Annotated in this window: 20 protein-coding genes; 7 read left to right on the forward strand and 13 right to left on the reverse strand. The window is 73.3% G+C overall.

Annotated features, from left to right (window positions below; genetic code table 11):
• Window positions 1-24: 24 nt before the first annotated feature.
• From AB0950_RS16470 to pdhA, 5 genes are all read right to left on the reverse strand, one after another.
• The gene (locus AB0950_RS16470) at window positions 25-1377 is read right to left on the reverse strand and encodes a molybdopterin molybdotransferase MoeA (protein ID WP_360153102.1); all 1353 of its coding nucleotides are present in this window, start codon (window positions 1375-1377) and stop codon (window positions 25-27) included.
• Window positions 1374-2285, reverse strand: coding sequence for an NTP transferase domain-containing protein (locus tag AB0950_RS16475; protein WP_366778764.1), 912 nt, complete (start codon window positions 2283-2285; stop codon window positions 1374-1376). Before AB0950_RS16475 ends, AB0950_RS16470 begins: the two co-directional genes overlap by 4 nt.
• Window positions 2286-2355: 70 nt before the next feature.
• The gene (locus tag AB0950_RS16480) at window positions 2356-3801 is read right to left on the reverse strand and encodes a dihydrolipoamide acetyltransferase family protein (RefSeq protein ID WP_366778765.1); all 1446 of its coding nucleotides are present in this window, start codon (window positions 3799-3801) and stop codon (window positions 2356-2358) included.
• Window positions 3801-4805, reverse strand: coding sequence for an alpha-ketoacid dehydrogenase subunit beta (locus tag AB0950_RS16485; protein ID WP_360153111.1), 1005 nt, complete (start codon window positions 4803-4805; stop codon window positions 3801-3803). The genes AB0950_RS16480 and AB0950_RS16485 overlap by 1 nt, the downstream gene beginning before the upstream one ends.
• Window positions 4802-5956: a pyruvate dehydrogenase (acetyl-transferring) E1 component subunit alpha gene (gene pdhA / locus AB0950_RS16490; protein ID WP_366778766.1), complete on the reverse strand. Its 1155-nt coding sequence runs from the start codon at window positions 5954-5956 to the stop codon at window positions 4802-4804. Before pdhA ends, AB0950_RS16485 begins: the two co-directional genes overlap by 4 nt.
• Window positions 5957-6145: 189 nt before the next feature.
• Here pdhA and AB0950_RS16495 point away from each other — a divergent pair, with 189 nt between their 5' ends.
• On the forward strand, window positions 6146-6631 hold the full coding sequence (locus tag AB0950_RS16495; RefSeq protein ID WP_360571829.1) for an Lrp/AsnC family transcriptional regulator: 486 nt from the start codon (window positions 6146-6148) through the stop codon (window positions 6629-6631).
• Window positions 6632-6672: 41 nt separating this feature from the next.
• Here AB0950_RS16495 and AB0950_RS16500 read toward each other — a convergent pair whose 3' ends face one another.
• Both AB0950_RS16500 and AB0950_RS16505 read right to left on the reverse strand, forming a co-directional pair.
• On the reverse strand, window positions 6673-7260 hold the full coding sequence (locus tag AB0950_RS16500) for a TetR/AcrR family transcriptional regulator (RefSeq protein ID WP_360153117.1): 588 nt from the start codon (window positions 7258-7260) through the stop codon (window positions 6673-6675).
• A complete protein-coding gene (locus tag AB0950_RS16505; RefSeq protein ID WP_360571665.1) occupies window positions 7257-8774 on the reverse strand; it encodes a 3-hydroxyacyl-CoA dehydrogenase in 1518 nt (505 codons plus the stop codon). The genes AB0950_RS16500 and AB0950_RS16505 overlap by 4 nt, the downstream gene beginning before the upstream one ends.
• Before the next feature lie 211 nt (window positions 8775-8985).
• Between AB0950_RS16505 and paaN the strand changes: the two genes are divergently transcribed.
• On the forward strand, window positions 8986-10680 hold the full coding sequence (paaN, locus tag AB0950_RS16510) for a phenylacetic acid degradation protein PaaN (RefSeq protein ID WP_366778768.1): 1695 nt from the start codon (window positions 8986-8988) through the stop codon (window positions 10678-10680).
• On the opposite strand, the gene AB0950_RS16515 is transcribed toward paaN, so the two are convergent.
• The 3 genes from AB0950_RS16515 to AB0950_RS16525 are packed head-to-tail and all read right to left on the reverse strand — an operon-like array spanning window position 10677 to window position 13647.
• Entirely contained in the window at window positions 10677-11429 is a 753-nt protein-coding gene (locus tag AB0950_RS16515) for a TrmH family RNA methyltransferase (protein ID WP_366778769.1), read from the reverse strand. The two genes, paaN and AB0950_RS16515, sit on opposite strands and share 4 nt — an antisense overlap.
• Complete coding sequence (locus AB0950_RS16520) at window positions 11426-12667, reverse strand: HTTM domain-containing protein (RefSeq protein ID WP_366778770.1); 1242 nt, start codon at window positions 12665-12667, stop codon at window positions 11426-11428. The genes AB0950_RS16515 and AB0950_RS16520 overlap by 4 nt, the downstream gene beginning before the upstream one ends.
• A complete protein-coding gene (locus AB0950_RS16525) occupies window positions 12664-13647 on the reverse strand; it encodes a DUF5819 family protein (protein ID WP_360571657.1) in 984 nt (327 codons plus the stop codon). The genes AB0950_RS16520 and AB0950_RS16525 overlap by 4 nt, the downstream gene beginning before the upstream one ends.
• Window positions 13648-14012: 365 nt before the next feature.
• On the opposite strand from AB0950_RS16525, the gene paaA reads away from it, so the two are divergent.
• From paaA to AB0950_RS16550, 5 genes are read left to right on the forward strand one after another with little or no spacing between them, the layout of a single operon-like run.
• A complete protein-coding gene (paaA, locus tag AB0950_RS16530) occupies window positions 14013-15050 on the forward strand; it encodes a 1,2-phenylacetyl-CoA epoxidase subunit PaaA (RefSeq protein WP_366778771.1) in 1038 nt (345 codons plus the stop codon).
• Window positions 15047-15334, forward strand: coding sequence for a 1,2-phenylacetyl-CoA epoxidase subunit PaaB (gene paaB / locus AB0950_RS16535; RefSeq protein ID WP_014673816.1), 288 nt, complete (start codon window positions 15047-15049; stop codon window positions 15332-15334). Before paaA ends, paaB begins: the two co-directional genes overlap by 4 nt.
• Entirely contained in the window at window positions 15331-16062 is a 732-nt protein-coding gene (gene paaC / locus AB0950_RS16540; RefSeq protein WP_360571655.1) for a 1,2-phenylacetyl-CoA epoxidase subunit PaaC, read from the forward strand. Before paaB ends, paaC begins: the two co-directional genes overlap by 4 nt.
• The gene (gene paaD / locus AB0950_RS16545) at window positions 16056-16628 is read left to right on the forward strand and encodes a 1,2-phenylacetyl-CoA epoxidase subunit PaaD (protein WP_360571653.1); all 573 of its coding nucleotides are present in this window, start codon (window positions 16056-16058) and stop codon (window positions 16626-16628) included. Before paaC ends, paaD begins: the two co-directional genes overlap by 7 nt.
• Window positions 16628-17692 carry a 2Fe-2S iron-sulfur cluster-binding protein gene (locus AB0950_RS16550; RefSeq protein WP_366778772.1) on the forward strand — a complete coding sequence of 355 codons (1065 nt, stop codon included), beginning with the start codon at window positions 16628-16630 and terminating at the stop codon, window positions 17690-17692. Before paaD ends, AB0950_RS16550 begins: the two co-directional genes overlap by 1 nt.
• A gap of 102 nt (window positions 17693-17794) precedes the next feature.
• Here the strand turns inward: AB0950_RS16550 and AB0950_RS16555 are convergent, their stop codons facing one another.
• The 3 genes from AB0950_RS16555 to AB0950_RS16565 all read right to left on the reverse strand — a co-directional run bounded on the left by AB0950_RS16555 (window position 17795) and on the right by AB0950_RS16565 (window position 20695).
• Entirely contained in the window at window positions 17795-18124 is a 330-nt protein-coding gene (locus tag AB0950_RS16555; protein WP_366778875.1) for a rhodanese-like domain-containing protein, read from the reverse strand.
• A gap of 69 nt (window positions 18125-18193) precedes the next feature.
• The gene (locus AB0950_RS16560; protein ID WP_360153145.1) at window positions 18194-19000 is read right to left on the reverse strand and encodes a hypothetical protein; all 807 of its coding nucleotides are present in this window, start codon (window positions 18998-19000) and stop codon (window positions 18194-18196) included.
• 261 nt (window positions 19001-19261) lie between these two features.
• Window positions 19262-20695, reverse strand: a complete 1434-nt coding sequence (locus AB0950_RS16565; protein ID WP_366778773.1) for a DUF2252 domain-containing protein — start codon at window positions 20693-20695, stop codon at window positions 19262-19264.
• Between the last annotated feature and the right edge of the window lie 123 nt (window positions 20696-20818).

A 20818-nucleotide genomic window follows, 5' to 3' on the forward strand; every position in this document is an offset into this window, starting at 1 on the left:
GCTAGGGCGTCAGGCCCGGACGTTTCACGTGAAACACACCTCGATTCCCGCGGTCGCCCACGGCAGTTCGAGCAGTTCGGTCTCCTCACCCTGCCGGGCGCCACCGGGCGGTACGACGGCCAGCGCGTCGGCGGCGGCGATACCGCGGAGCATGGCCGGGCCGTTGTAGTGCAGCGGTACGGCATGGTCGCCGCGCAGCACCACGGGGATCAGCCGGGTGTCGTACGGATGCCCCTGGACGGCGTCGCTGAGCGGCAGCGTGTACGGCTCGGGGGCCGGGTGTGCGGCCAGGGTGCGCACCAGCGGCTCGGCGAGCGTCAGCAGGCCGGAGACGGCCGCGAGCGGGTTGCCGGGCAGACCGACGAGATACTGGGCGTCCTTGGTGCGGGCCAGCAGCATGGGGTGGCCGGGGCGCACCTTCACGCCGTCGACGAGGAGTTCGGCGCCGAGGCGCTCCAGGATGGGGTGGACATGGTCGACGGGACCGCCTGCCGTACCGCCCGTGGTGACGATCAGATCGGCCGTGGAGCCGCTGACGGCCTTGCGCAGGGCCTTGGCGTCGTCACCGATCCGGCGTACGGAGGTCACCTCGGCGCCCAGGGCCCGCAGCCACGGCGGCAGCATCGGGCCGAGCGCGTCCCGGATCAGCCCGTCGTGGGGCAGCCCCTCGATCAGCAGTTCGTCGCCGAGCACGAGGACTTCGGCACGCGGCCGCGGTACGGCGGTGACCGTGTCGTATCCGGCCGCAGCGGCCAGGCCCAGGACGGCGGGGGTGACCCGGGTACCGACGGGCAGCAACTGGTCGCCACTGCGGCACTCCTGGCCGCGCGGGCGGATGTCCTGGCCGTGCTCGATCTCCCGCGTGGCGTGCAGCCGCCCCTGCGCGTCGGTCCGTCCGTGCTCGCTGCGCAGGACGGCGGTGGTGTCGGCGGGGATGCGGGCGCCGGTGGCGATGCGGACCGCCTCGCCGTCGGTCAGCGGTCCGGGCTGGGCGTGCCCGGCGAGCACGCCCTCGTCGCGCACCTCCCAGGGGCCGGGTCCGGCGACGGCCCAGCCGTCCATCGCGGAGGTGTCGAAGGAGGGCAGATCGGTGAGCGCGTCGAGCGGGGCGGCCAGCACCAGGCCGAGGGCGTCACCGAGCGGCACGGAGACGGGGGCGCTGCGGGTCCGGGCGCGTGCGGCGCGGGCGGCGGTCTCGCGGGCCTGGCGCCAGGGGGTGGCCCGGTGCCGGTGGTCGCCGTGCGCCTCGGGCGCCGGGCCGGGGAGCCGGCCCGTGTGGCCGTCGTTGGCTTCCCTCACGAGGGCCAGGGCCTCCTCGACGTCGAGGTCGTCGCCGTCCTCGGCGGGCGCCGCGGCGCGCGGTCCGGGGGCGGTCATCCGGCGTCCGGGGCGCTCGGGCCCCCGCTGCTCGCTTCCTTGCCCCCGGTGTTCTCTTCCTCCCAGCGCAGCGCGAGCGCGGCGGCCTTGCGGGCGGCTTCGGCGACGGCCTCGGGGCCGCCCTTGCCCTGCGCGGCGGCGTAGCCGACGAGGAAGGTGGTCAGCGGGGCTGCGGGCCGGGCCACGCCGTGCGCGGCGTCACGGGCCAGGTCGAGCAGGACGCCGGTGTCGACGTCGAGGTCGATGCCCAGCTCGTCCTTGACTGCGGAAATCCATTCATCCAACACGTGCCCATGCTCCCTGATGCGTGCCCTGGCGTTGACGAGGTCGTCCCAGGTGTCGCAGTCGAAGGACGCGAGCGGATCCGGGACACGGGTGAGCTTGAGGGCGCCGGTCAGCCGGCGCAGGGGCAGTCCGCTCAGGCCGTCGGGCCCACCCGCGAGGGCGGCCAGCTCGCGGCGGAGCGCGGCGGTGCGGTAGGCGGCCACGAGCGGCTGGTCGCGGCCGTCGGCGTCGGTGAGCAGCGCGCCGTCGGCCCCGGTGTCGCCGAGAGCGGCCAACAGGCGCCGCAGCGTGGCCGACAGGAGGAAGGGCAGGTCGGCGGAGAGGACGACGGCGTGCTCGGCGTCGGTGAGCCGCAGTCCGGCCTCCAGCGCGGCGACCGGTCCGGCCCCGGGCGGCTCCTCGCGTGCCCACAGCACCGGCCGCGCGGTGGGCCGCCGGTCGGCCACCACCACGGTCGTCCCGGCGTCGGCGCAGGCGGCCAGGACCCGGTCGAGCAGTGACCGGCCCCCGACCCGCAGACCGGGTTTGTCGGCCCCGCCGAGCCGCCGGGCGGCACCTCCGGCCAGCACGACGGCGTCGTACGGCACGGGCGTCGCGGGTGCGGCGGGGGCGATGTCGGTCACCCCCCGAGTATGTCCGAGGGGCGCCGCTTTGTATCTTCCGCGGGGGCCTTGCCTGCCGGCCCCGCGGGCGTCACAGCGTGCGCAGGAGCACCGCCGGCTGCTCCACGCAGTCCGCCACATACCGCAGGAAGCCGCCGGCCGTGCCGCCGTCGCACACCCGGTGGTCGAAGGTGAGCGAGAGCTGGACGACCTGACGCACGGCGAGCTCGCCCTCGTGCACCCAGGGCTTCGGGACGATCCGGCCGACGCCGAGCATGGCGGCCTCGGGGTGGTTGATGATCGGGGTGGAGCCGTCGACTCCGAAGACCCCGTAGTTGTTCAACGTCAAGGTCCCGCCGGTGAGTTCGCCGGGTGTCAGCGTCCCGGCGCGGGCGGCCTCCGTGAGCCGGGCGAACTCGGCGGTCAGCGCCTCGGCGTCACGCGTGTGGGCGTCCCGGACCACCGGCACGACGAGTCCGCGGTCGGTCTGCGCGGCGAACCCGAGGTGCACGTGGTCGAGCTGGACGACCTCGCGGGCCTCGGTGTCGACGAAGGAGTTCAGCTCGGGGAACCGGGCGAGGGCGGCCGTGCAGATGCGGGCGAGCAGCGCGAGGAGGGAGATCTTCGGTCCTCCTGCCGCGTTCATGGCGGCACGTGCGCGCATGAGCTCGGTCGCGTCGGCGTCGACCCAGCAGGTGGCGTCCGGGATCTCCCGGCGGCTGCGGGAGAGCTTGTCGGCGACGGCGCCGCGGACGCCCTTGAGCGGGACACGGGTGCCTGCTGCGCGCGCACCGGTCACCGCGGGCGCCTGCGGGGCGGTGGCCGTGCGGACGTCCTGTGCCGCGGGTGCCGCGGTGGCCTTGGCCCGCAGGGCGTCCTCGACGTCGGCGCGCAGGATCAGCCCGTCGGGGCCCGAGCCGGCCAGCTGCCGCAGGTCCACACCGCCCTCACGGGCGAGCCGGCGGACCAGGGGGGAGATCACGGGCACCGGGCCCTCGGCGTGGGGTGCGCCCACGCGCGCGTGCGCGGTCCCGGCGGCTGCCGTACCCGTCGCCGCGGCAGCCGCCGGGGCGTCCGCCCGGGGTGCCCCGGAGACCGCGTCCGGGCTGTGCCGTCCGTCCGGGCGGCTCCCGTGGGGCGCGCTTCCGGTACGGCCCGTACCGGTGCTGCCGTTCGCGGCGGCCGGACCCGTCGGCGCCGGCCGCACCCTGCGGCGCCGGGCCGGGGCCTCTGAAGTGCCGTACCCGACCAGGACGTTGCCCGACCCTTCGCCGTCCCCCGACGGGGCCTGCGGGCCCACGGCCACCGTCAGCAGCGGTGCGCCGACCGGCAGTTCCTTGCCCTCCTCGCCGAGGAGGGCGGTGACCACGCCGCCGTACGGGCAGGGCACCTCGACCATCGCCTTGGCCGTCTCGACCTCGACGACCGGCTGGTCGACGGCGACGACGTCACCGACCCGGACCAGCCAGCGGACGATCTCCGCCTCGGTGAGCCCCTCGCCGAGGTCGGGGAGCTTGAACTCCAGCACCTGTGCCATCAGCCCTCGGCCTCCCACTGCAGCCGGGCCACGGCGTCCAGGATGCGGTCGACGCCGGGCAGATGGTGCCGCTCCAGCATGGGCGGCGGGTAGGGGATGTCGAAGCCGGCCACGCGCAGCACGGGCGCCTCCAGGTGGTGGAAGCAGCGCTCGGTGATCCGGGCCGCGATCTCGCCGCCCGGCCCGCCGAACCCGGTGGCCTCATGGACGACGACCGCGCGTCCGGTGCGCCGTACGGCCGCGCAGACCGTCTCGTCGTCGAACGGCACCAGCGAGCGCAGGTCGATCACTTCCAGGTCCCAGCCCTCGGCCTGCGCGGCCTCGGCGGCCTCCAGGCAGACCGGCAGGGAAGGCCCGTAGGTGATCAGCGTGGCGCTGCGGCCCGGGCGGCGGACGACCGCCCGTCCGATGGGTTCCACGTCCGTGGGGTGCTCGGGGTTCCAGGAGTCCTTCGACCAGTACAGGCGCTTGGGCTCCAGGAAGACGACCGGGTCGTCGGAGGCGATGGCCTGGCGCAGCAGTCCGTAGGCGTCGGCGACCGTCGCGGGCGTGACGACGTGCAGGCCCGGAGTGGCCATGTAGTAGGCCTCGGAGGAGTCGCTGTGGTGCTCGACGCCGCCGATGCCGCCGCCGTAGGGGACGCGCACGGTGATCGGCAGGGGCATCCTGCCGCGCGTGCGGTTGCGCATCCGGGAGACATGGCTGACGAGCTGCTCGAACGCCGGGTAGGCGAACGCGTCGAACTGCATCTCCACCACCGGCCTGAGGCCGTACATGGCCATGCCTACGGCGGCGCCGAGGATGCCGGCCTCGGCGAGCGGGGTGTCGGTGCAGCGGTCCTCGCCGAACTCCTTGGCGAGGCCGTCAGTGATCCGGAAGACACCGCCGAGGGTGCCGACGTCCTCGCCCATGACGTGCACGGCGGGGTCGGCGGCCATCGCGTCGCGCAGCGCGCGCGTGAGGGCCTGCGCCATGGTGGCGGGCTTGACGGCGACGGTGGTCATCGGGCGCCGCCTTCCTGCGCGCCGTGCTGCTCCTGCTCGGCCTCCAGCTCGGCCCTGAGCAGGGCGCGCTGTTCGCGCAGCTGAGCGGTGGTCTCGGCGTAGACGTGGTCGAAGAGGGCCATCGGGTCCAGCTCCGGATCGCGGTTCATGCGCTCACGCAGGGAGGCGGCCATCGCCTCGGCGTCCTGGCGGGCGGCCTGGATGCCGGCCTCGTCCAGCAGTCCGCGCTCGGTCAGCTCCGCCTCCAGCAGCTCGATCGGGTCGTGGGCGCGCCAGGCCTCGACCTCGGCGTCGCCGCGGTAGCGGGTGGCGTCGTCGGCGTTGGTGTGGGCGTCGATCCGGTAGGTCACCGCCTCCACCAGGGTCGGTCCGCCGCCCGCCCGCGCGTGCCGTACGGCCTCGCTGAGGACTGCGTGCACGGCCGCGGCGTCGTTTCCGTCGACCAGCCGGCCCGGCATGCCGTACCCGACGGCCTTGTGGGCCAGGGAGGGGGCGGCGGTCTGCTTGGCGAGCGGGACGGAGATCGCGAAGCCGTTGTTCTGCACCAGGAAGACGACCGGGGCCTGCCAGACGGCGGCGAAGTTCAGCGCCTCGTGGAAGTCGCCCTCGCTGGTGCCGCCGTCGCCGACCATGGCGAGCGCGACGACGTCGTCGCCCTTGAGGCGGGCGGCGTGCGCGAGACCGACGGCGTGCGGCAGCTGGGTGGCCAGCGGGGTGGACAGGGGGGCGACGCGGTGCTCGTAGGGGTCGTAGCCGCTGTGCCAGTCGCCGCGCAGCAGGGTGAGGGCCTCGACGGGGTCCACGCCGCGGGCGACGACGGCGAGGGTGTCGCGGTAGCTGGGGAAGAGCCAGTCGCGCTCTTCGAGAGCCAGGGCGGCGGCGACCTCGCAGGCCTCCTGGCCGGTGCTGGAGGGGTAGACGGCGAGGCGGCCCTGCTTGGTGAGCGCGGTGGCCTGCTTGTTGTAGCGGCGGCCGCGCACCAGCTGGGCGTGGAGCCGGCGCAGCAGGTCGGGGTCGGCCTTGGCGACCGCCTCGGTGCCGAGGACGCGGTAGGGCTCGGCGTCGGGCAGCAGCGGCGCTGGGTCCATACGGGGCTGCCAGGCGGGCGGCGGCGATGGCCGGTACGCGCCCCGCTGCTCCAGAACCGTCATGACGGCACCTCCTCGTGGGAGCGGCTACGAAGGCGCCTCGGCTGTGAGGCGCCCCACCAACCGATTGTTCGGTCGCCGGCACATTTTGGCTACAGGCGGCTCCAGGCTGTGGACAAACGGTTCTCCACAGCCTGCAATGAACGCAGGACGTCCACGGCGAGGGAGCGGGGGGCAATGGCAGCTGAACAAATGGCCGACGGACCGCAGGACGGCGCCGCGCTGCCGCCGCCGCGCCCGCTGGACGCGATCGACCAGGACATCCTGAAGATGCTGCAGGCGGACGGCCGCGCCTCGATACGGTCGGTCGCCGAACGGGTCCACGTCTCGCGCGCCAACGCCTACGCGCGCATCAACCGGCTCGTCGAGGACGGCGTCATCCGCGGGTTCAGCGCGCGGGTGGACCACGAGCGGGCGGGGCACGGCACCTCGGCGTACATCACGCTGAAGATCGTCCAGAACACCTGGCGCACGGTCCGCGAGCAGCTCAGACAGCTGCCCGGCGCCGCCCACATCGCGCTCGTGGGCGGCGACTTCGACGTGCTGCTGCTGGTGCACACGCCCGACAACAGGGCCCTGCGCGAGCTGGTGCTGACCCGGCTCCAGGCCATTCCCGAGGTGCTCAGCACGCGCACGCTGCTGGTGTTCGAGGAGGAGGACGTGGAGCCGGAGGCGTGAGTCCGGGGCGGCCCGGTGTCAGCACTGCTTCCGGCCCGGTGTCAGCTCTGCTTCAGGCCCGCGAAGACCAGCCGTACGACCGCGTCGGCGACCTCGCGTTCGCCGGCGCCCCGCGGGTCCGGCCGGTACCACTCCACGATCGAGTTGATCATCCCGAAGACCAGCCGGGTGGCCAGCCGGAACTCCACGTCGCCGCGCACGTCCCCGTCGGCCGCCGCCGCCTTCAGCAGCTGTGCGACCCGGTGGTCGAAGTCGCGCCGCCGCTCCAGCGCCCACCGCTCGGTCGCGGTGTTGCCGCGCACCCGCAGCAGCAGCGTCACGTACGGCAGCTCGCGTATGAGCACCTCGACCATGCGCCGTACCACGTGCTCGAGGCGGTCGACGGACCGCCCCACGCGCGCGTGCTCCTCGTCCAGGATCGCGAACAGGCCGTCCAGGGCCCGGCTGACGGCCCGGCGCAGCAGCTCCTCCTTGCCGCTGACGTGGTGGTAGATCGACGACTTGGAGATGCCGGCCGCCTTCGACAGGTGCTCCATGGAGGTGCCGTCGTAACCGCGCTCGATGAAGACCTGGACGGCCACGGAGAGCAGCGTCTCGGGCGTGTACGTGTCGCGCCTGGCCGTGGTCATGACGTGCCCTCCCGCTTGTCGTCGATGGCGTACGCGTGGCGGTACAGCGCGAGGGAGGGCGCGTAGCGTCCGGAGGGGTCGCGCTCGTGCATCTCGTCCAGGACGTCGAAGGCGAACGCGCGGCCGAGCCTGCGGTCCCACTCGAACGGGCCGAGCGGGTAGTTCACCCCGAGGCGCATGGCCGTGTCGATGTCCTCCTCGGTGGCGACGCCCTTGGCGACGGCGTCGTGGGCGAGGTCGATGATCCGGGCGACCGTGCGCGCGACGATCATGCCGGGGACGTCGCCGATGACGCTGACGTCCTTGCCGAGGGCCTGGAAGAGGCCGGTGGCCTCGGCGAGGGTCTGCGGCGAGGTGTCCTGGGAGGCGGACAGGGCGATGCGGGTGGCGGTGCGGTAGTCCAGGGCGAGGTCGAAGTAGACGACGTCGCGGAACTCCACGGAGGTCTGGCCGTCGGCGAGGACCAGCTGGCCGCCGCTGGGCAGCACCAGCCGGGTGCCGTTGTCCTCGTCCTCCTCGCGGACCTGGACGCCCGCCTCGCGGATCAGCGTGAGCAGCTCGGCCGCCGGGCCGAGGCCGCCCTCGGCGACGACGTACGCGGGCGGCTGCTCCTTGTCGGCGGTGTGCGGCTCGGGCCGCTCGGCGCCTTCGGCGTGGTCGTACCAGCCGCGCCCGGTCTTGCGGCCGAGGCGGCCGGACTCCACCAGCCGGCGCTGGGCCAGGGAGGGGGTGAAGCGCACGTCCTGGAAGAAGGACTGCCACACGGAGTGGGTCACGGACTCGTTGACGTCCTGGCCGATCAGGTCGGTCAGCTCGAAGGCGCCCATCTTGAACCCGCCCGACTCGCGCAGGACGGCGTCGATGGTGGCCGGGTCGGCGGCCTGCGCCTCGTAGACCGCGAAGGCCTCGGCGTAGAACGGCCGGGCGATCCGGTTGACGATGAAACCCGGGGTGTCGGCGCAGGCCACAGGGGTCTTGCCCCAGGCCCGGGCCGTCTCGTACGCGCGCGTGGCCGACGTGACGTCGGTGGCGAACCCGGAGACGACCTCGACCAGCGGCAGGAGCGGGGCCGGGTTGAAGAAGTGCAGGCCCACGAAGCGGCCGGGATGGCGCAGAGCGCCCCCGATGGCCGTCACCGACAGCGAGGAGGTGTTGGTGGCGAGCAGGCAGTCCTCGGCGACGATCTTCTCCAGCTCGCCGAAGAGCTCCTGCTTGACGTCCAGCCGCTCCAGGACGGCCTCGACGACCAGAGCGCAGTCCGCCAGCTCCGCGAGGCTCTCCACGGGGGTGAGGCGGGCGCGGGCCGCGTCCCGGTCGGCGGCGGCGAGCCTGCCCTTTTCCACGAGCCGGTCCAGACGGGCGCCGATCGCCGCGACCGCGTCCCGGGCACGCCCGGCGACGGCGTCGTACAGCCGCACGGGGTGGCCGGCGACCAGCGCGACCTGGGCGATGCCCTGGCCCATGGTGCCGGTGCCGACGACGGCGACGGGGCTGCTGAGGTCGAGTGCTGTCATGTGCGCGATCCTCCCGCACGACGTTTTCCACAGATGCGGCAGGCCCCCTTGTCCCGACCGATCGTTCGGTTACTCTAGCCCTGACCGTCCCGCCCGTCACCCGCCACCAACAAGAACGAGGCGCATAGCGCCGCACCTGCCGATTCCTGCCAGGTTTCCGCCAAGGTCATGGACTCGAAGACGAGTTCTCCAGACGAGGAGTTGGTCCCGTATGGCCGCCGAACCGACCGCCCACGAGCTGATCGCCAAGCACCGGCCCACGCTCGACCAGGCGCTGGAAGCGATCCGCACGCGCGCGTACTGGTCCCCGCACCCCGAGCACCCCAAGGCCTACGGCGAGAACGGCAGCCTGGACGCCGCGGCGGGCAAGGCCGCCTTCGACCCCCTGCTGGGCAACCGCCTCGACCTCACCGACCAGCCCGGCACCGACGACTGGGTGGGCGGCGAAGTGTCCCCGTACGGCATCGAGCTGGGCGTGACCTACCCGCACCCCGACATCGACGTCCTGCTGCCCGCGATGAAGGCCGGGCAGCGCGCCTGGCGGGAGGCGGGCCCGGAGATCCGGGCCATGGTCTGCCTGGAGATCCTCAGGCGCATCAGCGACCGCACGCACCAGTTCGCGCACGCGGTCATGCACACCTCCGGCCAGGCCTTCATGATGGCGTTCCAGGCGGGCGGCCCGCACGCCCAGGACCGCGGCCTGGAGGCGGTGGCGTACGCGTACGCGGAGCAGATCCGCACGCCCGAGACGGCCGAGTGGACCAAGCCCCAGGGCAAGCGAGACCCCCTGGCCCTCACCAAGCAGTTCACGCCGGTCCCGCGCGGCCTCGCCCTGCTCATCGGCTGCAACACCTTCCCGACCTGGAACGGCTACCCGGGCCTGTTCGCCTCCCTCGCCACCGGCAACGCGGTCCTGGTCAAGCCCCACCCGCGCGCGGTGCTGCCGCTCGCGCTCACCGTGCAGACCGCGCGTCAGGTGCTCACCGAGACGGGCTTCGACCCGAACCTGGTGGCGCTGGCCGCCGAGCGCCCCGGCGAGGGCATCGCCAAGACCCTCGCCACCCGCCCCGAGATCAAGATCATCGACTACACCGGGTCCACGTCCTTCGGCGACTGGCTGGAGGCCAACGCCCGCCAGGCGCAGGTCTACACCGAGAAGGCCGGCGTCAACACGGTGATCGTGCACTCCACCGACGACTACAAGGGGATGCTGTCCAACCTGGCGTTCTCGCTGTCGCTGTACAGCGGCCAGATGTGCACCACCCCGCAGAACCTGCTGATCCCCCGGGACGGCATCCGCACCGACGAGGGCCCCAAGACCTTCGACGAGGTCACCGCCGACCTCGCCCGCGCGGTCGACGGCCTCCTCGGCGACGACGCCCGGGCGAACGCCCTGCTGGGCGCGATCGTCAATCCGGACGTCAAGGCCCGTCTGGAGGCCGCCGCCGGACTCGGCGAAGTGGCCCTCGCCTCGCGGGAGATCACCAACCCGGACTTCCCCGGCGCGGTGGTCCGCACGCCCGTCATCGTCAAGCTGGACGGCGCCAAGCCGGACGCCGAGGCCGCCTACATGAGCGAGTGCTTCGGCCCGGTGTCCTTCGCCGTGGCCGTCGACTCCGCGCACGACGCGGTGGAGCTGCTGCGCCGCACGGTCCGCGAGAAGGGCGCGATGACGGTCGGCGCCTACACGACCGACAGCGAGATGGAGCGGGCCGTCGAGGAGGTGTGCCTGGAGGAGGCGGCCCAGTTGTCGCTCAACCTGACCGGCGGGGTGTACGTGAACCAGACCGCCGCCTTCTCCGACTTCCACGGCTCGGGCGGCAACCCGGCGGCCAACGCCGCGCTGTGCGACGGAGCGTTCGTGGCCAACCGTTTCCGGGTCGTCGAAGTCCGCCGCCAGGCCTAGGAAGGCATGAGCGCGCCCCCGGCGCTCCAGTGGTACAGCGTCATCGCCACACTCGTGGCCAGGTTGTAGCTGGAGACCTGGGGGCGCATCGGCAGGGACAGCAAATGCCCGGCACGCGCGCGCAGTTCCGCCGACAGCCCGCTGCGCTCGGAGCCGAAGGCGAGGACGGCGTCGTCCGGGAGCCGCACGCCCCGGATGTCGTCGCCCTCGGGGTCCAGCGCGTACACCGGCCCCGGGGGCAGCTCGCCGACGTCGAGCCGCTCGACGGCGGTCGCGAAGTGCAGGCCGGCGCCGCCGCGCACCACCGTGGGATGCCAGGGGTCGAGCGTGCCCGTGGTGACCACGCCGGTCGCCCCGAAACCGGCGGCCAGCCGGATCACGGCACCGGCGTTGCCCAGGTTGCGCGGGTTGTCCAGGACCACGACGGGCGCGGTGCGGGGCCTGTGGGCGAGCCTGCGCAGATTGGCCTCGCGCGACGGCCGTACGGCGAGCGCGGCCACCCCGGTGGGGTGCGGCCGCGGAACGAGCGAGGCGTACGCCTCGGCGGGCACCTCGGTGAGCAGCGCGTCGAGCGCGTCCCGTACGTCCCCGGCCAGGTCCTCTGCGAGGGCGAGCGCGGCCCGCCGGTCCGTGGCGACCGCCACCGGGATCTCCGCGCCGAAACGCAGCGCGTGCTTGAGGGCGTGGAAGCCGTCGAGCAGCACGGCGTCACCGGCACGCTCACGCCAGCGGGTCAGCGGGTCGGTCATGCCGTGAACCCTACGCGGCCCTCGGCGCTGTCCTCGGAGGCGACGTCAGGGCCGTCACCGGAAGAGCGCGGCACGGGCACCCCATGGCCGTCACGCTCGTGCCGGACGAGCCGTCCACGCGCGCGTGCGGCCAGCGCGCCCAGCCGGCGCAGGAACGACGTCGGCAGGAAGACCGCGTCCGCGGCGATCATCGCCAGCGAGAAGAACGGCAGGCCGAGCACGACCGCGATCACCGCGTGCTCGGTCATCATCAGCACCAGCAGGACGTTCTTGGCCCGCCGGTTGAACAGGGTGAACGGGAAGGCGACCTGGACCGCGACCGTGCCGTAGGCGACGGCCAGCATGATCGTGCCACTGGAGGACATCAGGTCGGCGAGTCCCGGCCACGGCGAGAAGTAGTCCAGGTGAAGCGGGTAGTAGACGGCGGTGCCGTCCTGCCAGCGCGAGCCCTGGATCTTGTACCAGCCGGCCGTCGCGTAGATCAGGCACGCCTCCGCCATGATCACGAGCAGGCCGCCGTTGTGCAGGACGTTGGCGACGACGTCCAGCAGGATGCGCGGCTGCTGTGATGTCGCCCGGCGGCCGACGGCCCACCACAGGCCCTGCGCCGCCCACGCCGTCCACAGCAGCGCGGGGATCAGCCAGCCGCTGTCGAACCGGCCGGTGAACGTCGCGACGAGGAGCGTCAGGCCGAACACCGACCACAGAGCGGGGCCGACCCGGTCGGCGGGCACCCGCTCCCCACGCGCGCGTGCCGCCTCGGCGCGCGCCGCCCGCCGCGCGTCCAGGGACCACACCTGCCCACAGCGCGTGAACACGAGGTAGAAGGACATCAGGTGCAGGACGTTGTCGCCGCCGTCGCCCATGAAGACGCTGCGGTTCTGCAGCGACAGCACGCCCACCATGAACAGCACCGACGCCGTCCGGGTGCGCCAGCCGATCAGCAGCGCCGCGCTGGCCGCGATCGCCAGCGCGTAACAGCACTCGAACCACAGCTGTCCGTGCGACCACAACAGGGCCGTGAAGGCGTGGTTGTCGTCGGTCAGCTCCTTGGCCAGGTTCCAGCCCCAGGGCCCGGCCGGGCCGTACAGCTCCTCGCGGTGGGGGAACTCGCGCAGCAGGAACAGCAGCCAGGTACCGGCGAAGCCGATGCGTATCACGGCGCTCTGGTACGGCCCGAGAGCCGACCCGGTGACGTTGGCGATGCCGCGCGAGAGGGTCAGGGAGAGCCGGTTCACCGCACACCTCCCGCTGCCTCGTCGGCCGTCACGGTCCACCAGGGCAGCACACGGTAGACGGGCTTGTCGGACACGCGCTCACCGCTCCACGCCGGCGGTTGCACATTGGTGGTGCTCGAACGGATCTGCACGCGCTGGATGATCCCGTCGAGGTCGGCCGGATACGTCCGGTACAGGCGCATCACCACGATCCGGCGCAGGTACTGCTCGGACAGGGAGCCGCGCATGCCCACGGGGCGGTTGTCGGCGCTGTGCGTGGCGGTGAAGAAGTCCCAGGATCGGCGCAGCTCGTTCTGCTGGGTGTGGCTCGGCACCGGGTTGCCGTCGATCGCGGCGCCGTCCTGGGCGGAGAGGTCCGTCCAGCCGGTGGTGCGCAGCCCGCCGTCCTTCGTGCGTACGACGGCGCGCACCTGGACGGCGATGTTCTGCTGCAGCGGATTCGGCGCGAACAGCTTCCAGTTCTGCTCGAACTCCGGGAACACCCACTCCTCGACCGCCTTGCCGTGCTGCTTGGTCACCGTGTTGGCGGGAGCGAGGCTGAGGAACACCATCAGCAGATGCACACAGGCGCCGACCGCGACCACCGCGAGCGCCAGCGCCGCGACGACCTGGTAGCGGGGGGAGAGGGCGGCGACACCGGTACGGGGGGCGGGGGGCGGCGTGGAAGCGCCGGACCCGGCCACCGCGCCGGTCATACCGCCGGCGCCAGTCCTGGCCACCGCGCCGGTCACACCACCGCCCACGCCATCGGCGTCCTCGCCGCCCGTGCCCGCCGCAGCGCCCTGACCGCCCGTGGAACCCGGCACCGCCGGGGAATCCGTGCCGGCCACGGGATCCACGTCCGCCTGGGAGCCCTTGCCGGCCGAGGAGTCCTCGCCGGTCGAGGCACCCACACCGTCCGGGGGACTTTCCGGGAGACGCGCCCCGGCCGGCCCGCCGGGGTCCTGCCGGGCCCCCGGGTCCTCGTCGTACGCGTCCATTCCGCCCCGTCCCCCGTTTCGGCTCGTCGTTCGGCTCGGTGGTCCGCTCAGTGATCCGGCGCCCACCACGAGCGCCCCACCTTTCACCTACGCCACTCGGCGTCAGCACGGAACGGTACTCAGCCCGGGCCACCCCGCGCAGCCCCGGGTACGGGCCACGGCCGTGGTCCTCGCCACGTGGTACGGCGCCGCACCCGGCCCCACCTGGTCTCACCTGGCCTCGCGCAGGTTGTCCACAAGCCCGGCGGCGGAGTTTTCCACAGCGGTTGACACCCCACCGCGGCCCGGCACACCATTGATGGCGCACGGACCGAACGATCGGTCGGGACAGATGTCACCGCATAGCCCGAGGTCAGGGGGACCGCATGGCCACAGCAGCCGCGCAGCGCACGGCCCGTACAGCGGCGGGCGGCGCACCGGACACCGCCGACACGGCGACCTTCCAGCACGCCTTCGACGCGGCCGTGGCCGCCGACGAACGCATCGAACCGCGCGACTGGATGCCGGACGCCTATCGCGCCACCCTGGTCCGGCAGATCGCCCAGCACGCGCACTCCGAGATCATCGGCATGCAGCCGGAGGCCAACTGGATCACCCGCGCGCCCTCCCTGCGCCGCAAGGCGATCCTGATGGCCAAGGTGCAGGACGAGGCCGGCCACGGCCTGTATCTGTACAGCGCGGCCGAGACCCTCGGCACCGGCCGCGACGAGCTGCTCGACAAACTGCACAGCGGCCGCCAGAAGTACTCCTCGATCTTCAACTACCCGACGCTGACCTGGGCCGACGTCGGCGCGATCGGCTGGCTGGTGGACGGCGCCGCGATCACCAACCAGGTGCCGCTGTGCCGCTGCTCCTACGGACCGTACGCGCGGGCGATGGTGCGGATCTGCAAGGAGGAGTCCTTCCACCAGCGCCAGGGCTACGAACTGCTGCTGGCCCTGAGCAAGGGCACACCCGAGCAGCACGCGATGGCCCAGGACGCGGTGAACCGCTGGTGGTGGCCGTCGCTGATGATGTTCGGCCCGCCCGACGACGAGTCCCAGCACTCCGCCCAGTCGATGGCGTGGAAGATCAAGCGCCACTCCAACGACGAGCTGCGCCAGCGCTTCGTCGACATCTGCGTCCCTCAGGCCGAGTCCCTGGGCCTCACCCTCCCTGACCCGGACATCGAGTGGAACGAGGAGCGCGGGCACTACGACTTCGGCCCGATCGACTGGACGGAGTTCTGGGAGGTCCTCAAGCGCAACGGCCCGTGCAACGAACAGCGGATCACCCAGCGCAGGCGCGCCCACGACGAGGGAGCGTGGGTACGGGAAGCGGCCGCCGCCTACGCGGCCAAGCACACCGGCGGCACCGGCCGCACCGGTGAGGCAGGACACGAGACAGGAGCGGAGCGAGCATGAGCACCACCGACTGGCCCCTGTGGGAGGTCTTCGTGCGCTCCCGGCGCGGCCTCTCCCACACCCACGCCGGCAGCCTGCACGCCCCGGACGCCGAGCTGGCCCTGCGCAACGCCCGCGATCTGTACACCCGCCGCGGCGAGGGCGTGTCGATCTGGGTGGTCCCGGCCGCCGCGATCACCGCGTCCTCGCCGGACGAGAAGGACCCGTTCTTCGAGCCGGCCGCCGACAAGCCCTACCGGCACCCGACCTTCTACGAGATCCCGGAAGGGGTGAAGCACCTGTGACCGCCACCGGCCCCGCCACCGTCCCGGTGACCGCCGCGCTCGCCCTCGGCGACGACGCCCTGGTGCTCTCCCACCGGCTGGGGGAGTGGGCCGGGCACGCCCCCGTCCTGGAGGAGGAGGTCGCCCTCGCCAACATCGCCCTCGACCTGCTCGGCCAGGCCCGGGTGCTGCTGTCCATGGCCGGCGACGAGGATGAACTGGCCTATCTGCGCGAGGAACGGTCCTTCACCAATCTCCAGTTGGTCGAGCAGCCGAACGGCGACTTCGCCCACACCATTGCCCGCCAGCTGTACTTCTCCACCTACCAGCATCTGCTCTACGCCGAACTGGCCGCCGGTGACGGCCCGTTCGCGTCCCTCGCCGCGAAGGCGGTCAAGGAGGTCGCCTACCACCGCGACCACGCCGAGCAGTGGACGCTCCGCCTCGGCGACGGCACCGAGACCAGCCACGAGCGGATGCGCCGTGCCTGCGCGGCGCTGTGGAGGTTCACCGGGGAGATGTTCCAGCCGGTGGAGGGCCTCGACGCCGACTGGGCGGGCCTGGACGCACGCTGGCAGGAGTCCGTCCAGGACGTCCTCGGCCGTGCCACGCTCCCGCTCCCCGAGGGACCGCGCACCGGCGCCTGGTCGGCCGGCGCCGGCCGGCAGGGCGTGCACACCGAGCCGTTCGGAAGGATGCTCGCCGAGATGCAGCATCTGCACCGCAGCCACCCGGGAGCGACATGGTGACCACGACCTCCCTGGAGGCGGAGCTGCTGGAGCTGGCCGGCTCGGTGCCCGACCCCGAACTGCCGGTGCTCACGCTCCAGGAGCTCGGCGTGGTGCGCGCCGTGCACCTCAACGGCCCCGACACGGTCGAGGTCGACCTGACCCCGACGTACACCGGCTGCCCCGCCATCGAGGCGATGAGCGTGGACATCGAGCGGGTGCTGCGCGCCCACGGAATGCGCGAGGTCACGGTCCGCAGGGTGCTCAGCCCCGCCTGGACGACCGACGACATCAGCCCCGAAGGACGGCGCAAACTCCGGGAGTTCGGCATAGCTCCCCCGCGGGTGCGCACCGCCTCGGGACCGGTGCCGCTGGCTCTCGGCCCGACCCGCACCGAGGAAGCGTCCACCGGGAACGCGGCCGCCGGGCCCACGGTCACCGGCGCCACGCTCGCCGAGCCCGTCCGCTGCCCGCACTGCGGCTCCGCCGACACCGAGCTGCTGAGCAGGTTCTCCTCCACCGCGTGCAAGGCCCTGCGCCGCTGCCTCGCCTGCCGTGAACCGTTCGACCACTTCAAGGAGTTGTGATGGCGCGCTTCCACCCGCTCCCGGTGGCCGACGTCGACCGGATCACCGACGACTCCGTCGCCCTCACCCTCACCGTCCCGCCCGAGCTGCGCGAGGAGTACCGGCACGCGCCCGGCCAGCATCTGGCGCTGCGCCGCCGGGTCGACGGCACCGAGATACGGCGCACCTACTCGATCTGCTCCCCCGCCCCCGACCCGTCCGGCGCGGGCCCCGGCACCCTGCGGGTGGGCGTACGGCTGGTGGAGGGCGGCGCCTTCTCCGCCTACGCGCTGAAGGAGATCAACGTCGGCGACGTGCTGGAGGTGATGACTCCGGCCGGCCGGTTCACGCTGGACCCGGCGCCGGGGCTGTACGCGGCGGTGGTCGGCGGCAGCGGCATCACCCCGGTGCTGTCCATCGTCTCCACGCTGCTGGCACGCGAGCCGGCGGCCCGGTTCTGTCTGATACGCAGCGACCGTACGGCCGCCTCGACGATGTTCCTCGAGGAGGTCGCCGACCTGAAGGACCGCTACCCGGAGCGGCTCCAGCTGGTGACGGTGCTCTCCCGCGAGGAGCAGCAGGCGGGCCTGCCGTCCGGACGGCTGGACCGCGAGCGGCTCACCGGGCTGCTGCCCGCGCTGCTGCCGGTCGGCGAGGTCGCGGGCTGGTTCCTGTGCGGGCCGTACGGGCTGGTGCAGGGCGCCGAGCAGGCGCTGCGCGAGCTCGGCGTGGACCGGTCCCGCATCCACCAGGAGATCTTCCATGTGGACGCGGGCTCACCCCCGGCCCCCGGCGCCCAGGCCCCCGCGCACAGCACGGTCACCGCCTGCCTCGACGGACGCGGCGGCACCTGGCCGGTGCGCGACGGCGAGACCCTGCTGGAGACGGTCCTGCGCAACCGCCCCGACGCGCCCTACGCCTGCAAGGGCGGCGTCTGCGGGACATGCCGCGCCTTCCTGGTCTCCGGCGAGGTCCGCATGGACCGCAACTTCGCCCTGGAGACGGAGGAGACGGAAGCCGGATACGTCCTGGCCTGCCAGTCGCATCCGCTGACGGAACAGGTGGAGCTGGACTTCGACCGCTGAGGGCGGCGTGTGCCGACCTTCGCGGGAACCGGCTGTGCGGCTCTGCGGGACCGGGCGAGCGGGTGCTCCGGATGACCGCGCTGCCCGGACGGCAGGGGGGAGCTACAGGACGAAGCCCGGCCGGCCGTCGTCCGTGATCACCGGGCGGCCCTTGGCCTCCCAGACCTGCATGCCGCCGTCGACGTTCACCGCGTCGATGCCCTGCTGGACCAGGTACGTGGTGACCTGCGCCGAGCGGCCGCCGGAGCGGCAGATGACGTGCACACGGGCATCCTGCGGGGCGGCCTCGGTCAGCTCGCCGTAGCGGGCCACGAACTCGCTGAGGGGGATGTGCAGCGCTCCCTCGGCGTGGCCCGCCTGCCACTCGTCGTCCTCGCGGACGTCCAGCAGGAAGTCGTCGTCCTTGAGGTCCGTGACCTCGACCGTGGGCACACCAGCTCCGAAGTTCATGCCTCCGACGCTACCCGAAGGTCCCCGGGTCCGGCCCAACCGAGCCGCGGCTCAGGCCTGCCCCAGCAGGGCCGCCAGCTCCGCCTCCCGCTGGGCGATGTCCGAGCGCAGCTTGCCGGCGATCTCCTCGAGCAGCCCGTCGGGGTCGTCCGGGGCGAGCCGGAGCATGCCGGCGATCGCGCCCTCCTCCAGTTCACGGGCGACGAGGGTGAGCAGTTCCTTGCGCTGGGCGAGCCATTCGAGACGGGCGTACAGCTCCTCGGCGGGGCTCGGACTCCGCTCGGGCGGCACCGGGCCGGCCGCCCACTCCTCCGCCAGCTCCTTCAGCAGGGTCTCGTCGCCACGGGCGTAGGCGGCGTTGACGCGGGTGAGGAACTCCTCACGCCGCTGCCGCTCCCCTTCCTCCTGTACGAGGTCGGGGTGGGCCTTGCGGGCCAGCTCGCGGTAGAGCTTGCGGGCCTCCTCGCTGGGCCGCACCCGCTCCGGGGGCCGTACGGCCTGGTCGGTCAGCATGGCGGCGGCCTCCGGGAACAGGCCGTCACCGTCCATCCAGCCGTGCAGCAGCTCCTCCACACCGGGGATCGGCAGGACCCGGGCGCGGGCCTCCTCGGCGCGCCGGAGGTCCTCCGGGTCACCGGTGCGGGCGGCCTTCGCCTCGGCGATCTCGGCGTCCAGCACCTCGATCCGGGCGTAGAGGGGGCCGAGCCGCTGTTCGTGCAGCCGGGAGAAGTTCTCGACCTCGACGCGGAACGTCTCCACGGCGATCTCGTACTCGATCAACGCCTGCTCGGCGGCCCGCACGGCCCGCTCGAGCCGCTCCTCGGGGCGCGGGGACTGTTCGGCATCCGGGGTCGTCACGCGAACAGGGTAGGCGGTCCGGGCGGAGCCGGACGCCGTAGGGCCGCCGGTGGCCTCGTCTGCCGGGTGCCGGTCCGTGTTGTCGCGGGTGCCCAGGCGGCGGAACCGCAGGTGGGCGGCGGAGCCGTATGCCGGTGGCGGAGCCGGGTGCCGGCGGCGGAGCCGGGTGCCGGTGGCGGAGCCGGGTGCCGGTGGCGGAGCCGGGCCCCTGGCGGGCACCGCCGTTCCACGCTGTGCTGTGCCTCGGAAGGGCCGCCCCGCTCACACCCCCAGTTCGGCCGCGATCCGGCCTGTCCTGATGCCGGCCACCAGTTCGGCGTGGTCGGCCTCCGTGCGGTCGGCGTAGGTGACGGCGAAGGCGGCTATCGCCTCATCCAGTTCCTCGTTCTTGCCGCAGTAGCCGGCGATCAGGCGAGGGTCGGCGCTGTGGGAGTGCGCACGGGCGAGCAGGGCGCCGGTCATGCGGGCGTAGTCGTCGATCTGGTCGGCCGGGAGGGCGGCGGGGTCGACGCTGCCCTTGCGGTTGCGGAACTGCCGCACCTGGAAGGGACGCTCCTCGACGGTCGTCCAGCCGAGCAGGATGTCGCTGACCACCTGCATCCGCTTCTGGCCGAGGACGACCCGGCGGCCCTCGTGCTGCACCGGCGGCGCCTCGAAGCCGGCGGTGGCCAGGTGCGGCAGGAGCGCGGAGGGGCGGGCCTCCTTGACCTGGAGGACCAGCGGCTGCTCGCGGTGGTCCAGGAGGAGTACGACGTAGGAGCGGGTGCCGACGCTGCCGGTGCCGACCACCCGGAAGGCCACGTCGTGCACCGCGTGCCGGGCGAGCAGCGGGTGCCGGTCCTCCGGCAGGGTCGTCAGATACTCCTCCAGGGACGCCGCGACCGCCGCGGCCCCGGCGTCCGGGATCCGGCGCAGCACCGGCGCCGCGTCGATGAAGCGCCGTCCGCCGTCCTCGTGCGGCTCCGTGGACTTCGCCGCGAACCGGCCGCTGGTGTTGGCGCGGGCCTTCTCCGAGACCCGCTGCAGGGTGCCGAGCAGGTCGTGGGCGTCGGTGTGGGAGACCAGTTCCTCGTCCGCGATGGCGTTCCACGCGTCCAGCACCGGCAGCTTGGCCAGCAGACGCATGGTGCGGCGATAGGCGCCGACGGCGTCCTGCGCGGCGGCGCGGCACGTGTCCTCGTCCGCGCCGGCCTCCCGCCCCGCGAGCACCAGCGAGGCGGCGAGCCGCTTCAGATCCCACTCCCAGGGGCCGTGCACGGTCTCGTCGAAGTCGTTCAGGTCGATGACGAGGTCACCGCGGGCGTCGCCGTACAGGCCGAAGTTGGCCGCGTGCGCGTCTCCGCATATCTGGGTGCCGATCCTGGTCATCGGGGTGCGGGCCAGGTCGTACGCCATGAGTCCGGCCGCGCCGCGCAGGAAGGCGAACGGGGTCGCCGCCATCCGTCCGACGCGGATGGGGGTCAGTTCCTCGATACGGCCGGCGTTGGACTCGGCGACCGCGGTCACCGCGTCGGGGCGGGCGGTGTCGAGGTCGAGCGTGCGGTGCGCGCTGCGCGGGACGCTCGACCGCAGCGCCTTGCCCTCCTCCTTGGGCGAGCCCTGCCGCGGCCACTGGGCGAACCCGGGCACCCACGGCAGCCGGCGCGTCTCCCGGTCCACCGCGTCCGCCAGCGCTTCCCCACCGGTTCCGGTCACCGCGACCGCCTCCCCCGCACACCCGTCGGCTGAGAACCGACACGAACATCAACTCGTGCAGACCGTACAGCGGGTGACGGAAACACGTCAGGCCCGCGGCGCTCTCTCCGTAGGCCGTCCGGC

Source organism: Streptomyces sp. NPDC007189 (assembly GCF_040703635.1).
In the GTDB taxonomy this organism is placed as follows: domain Bacteria; phylum Actinomycetota; class Actinomycetes; order Streptomycetales; family Streptomycetaceae; genus Streptomyces.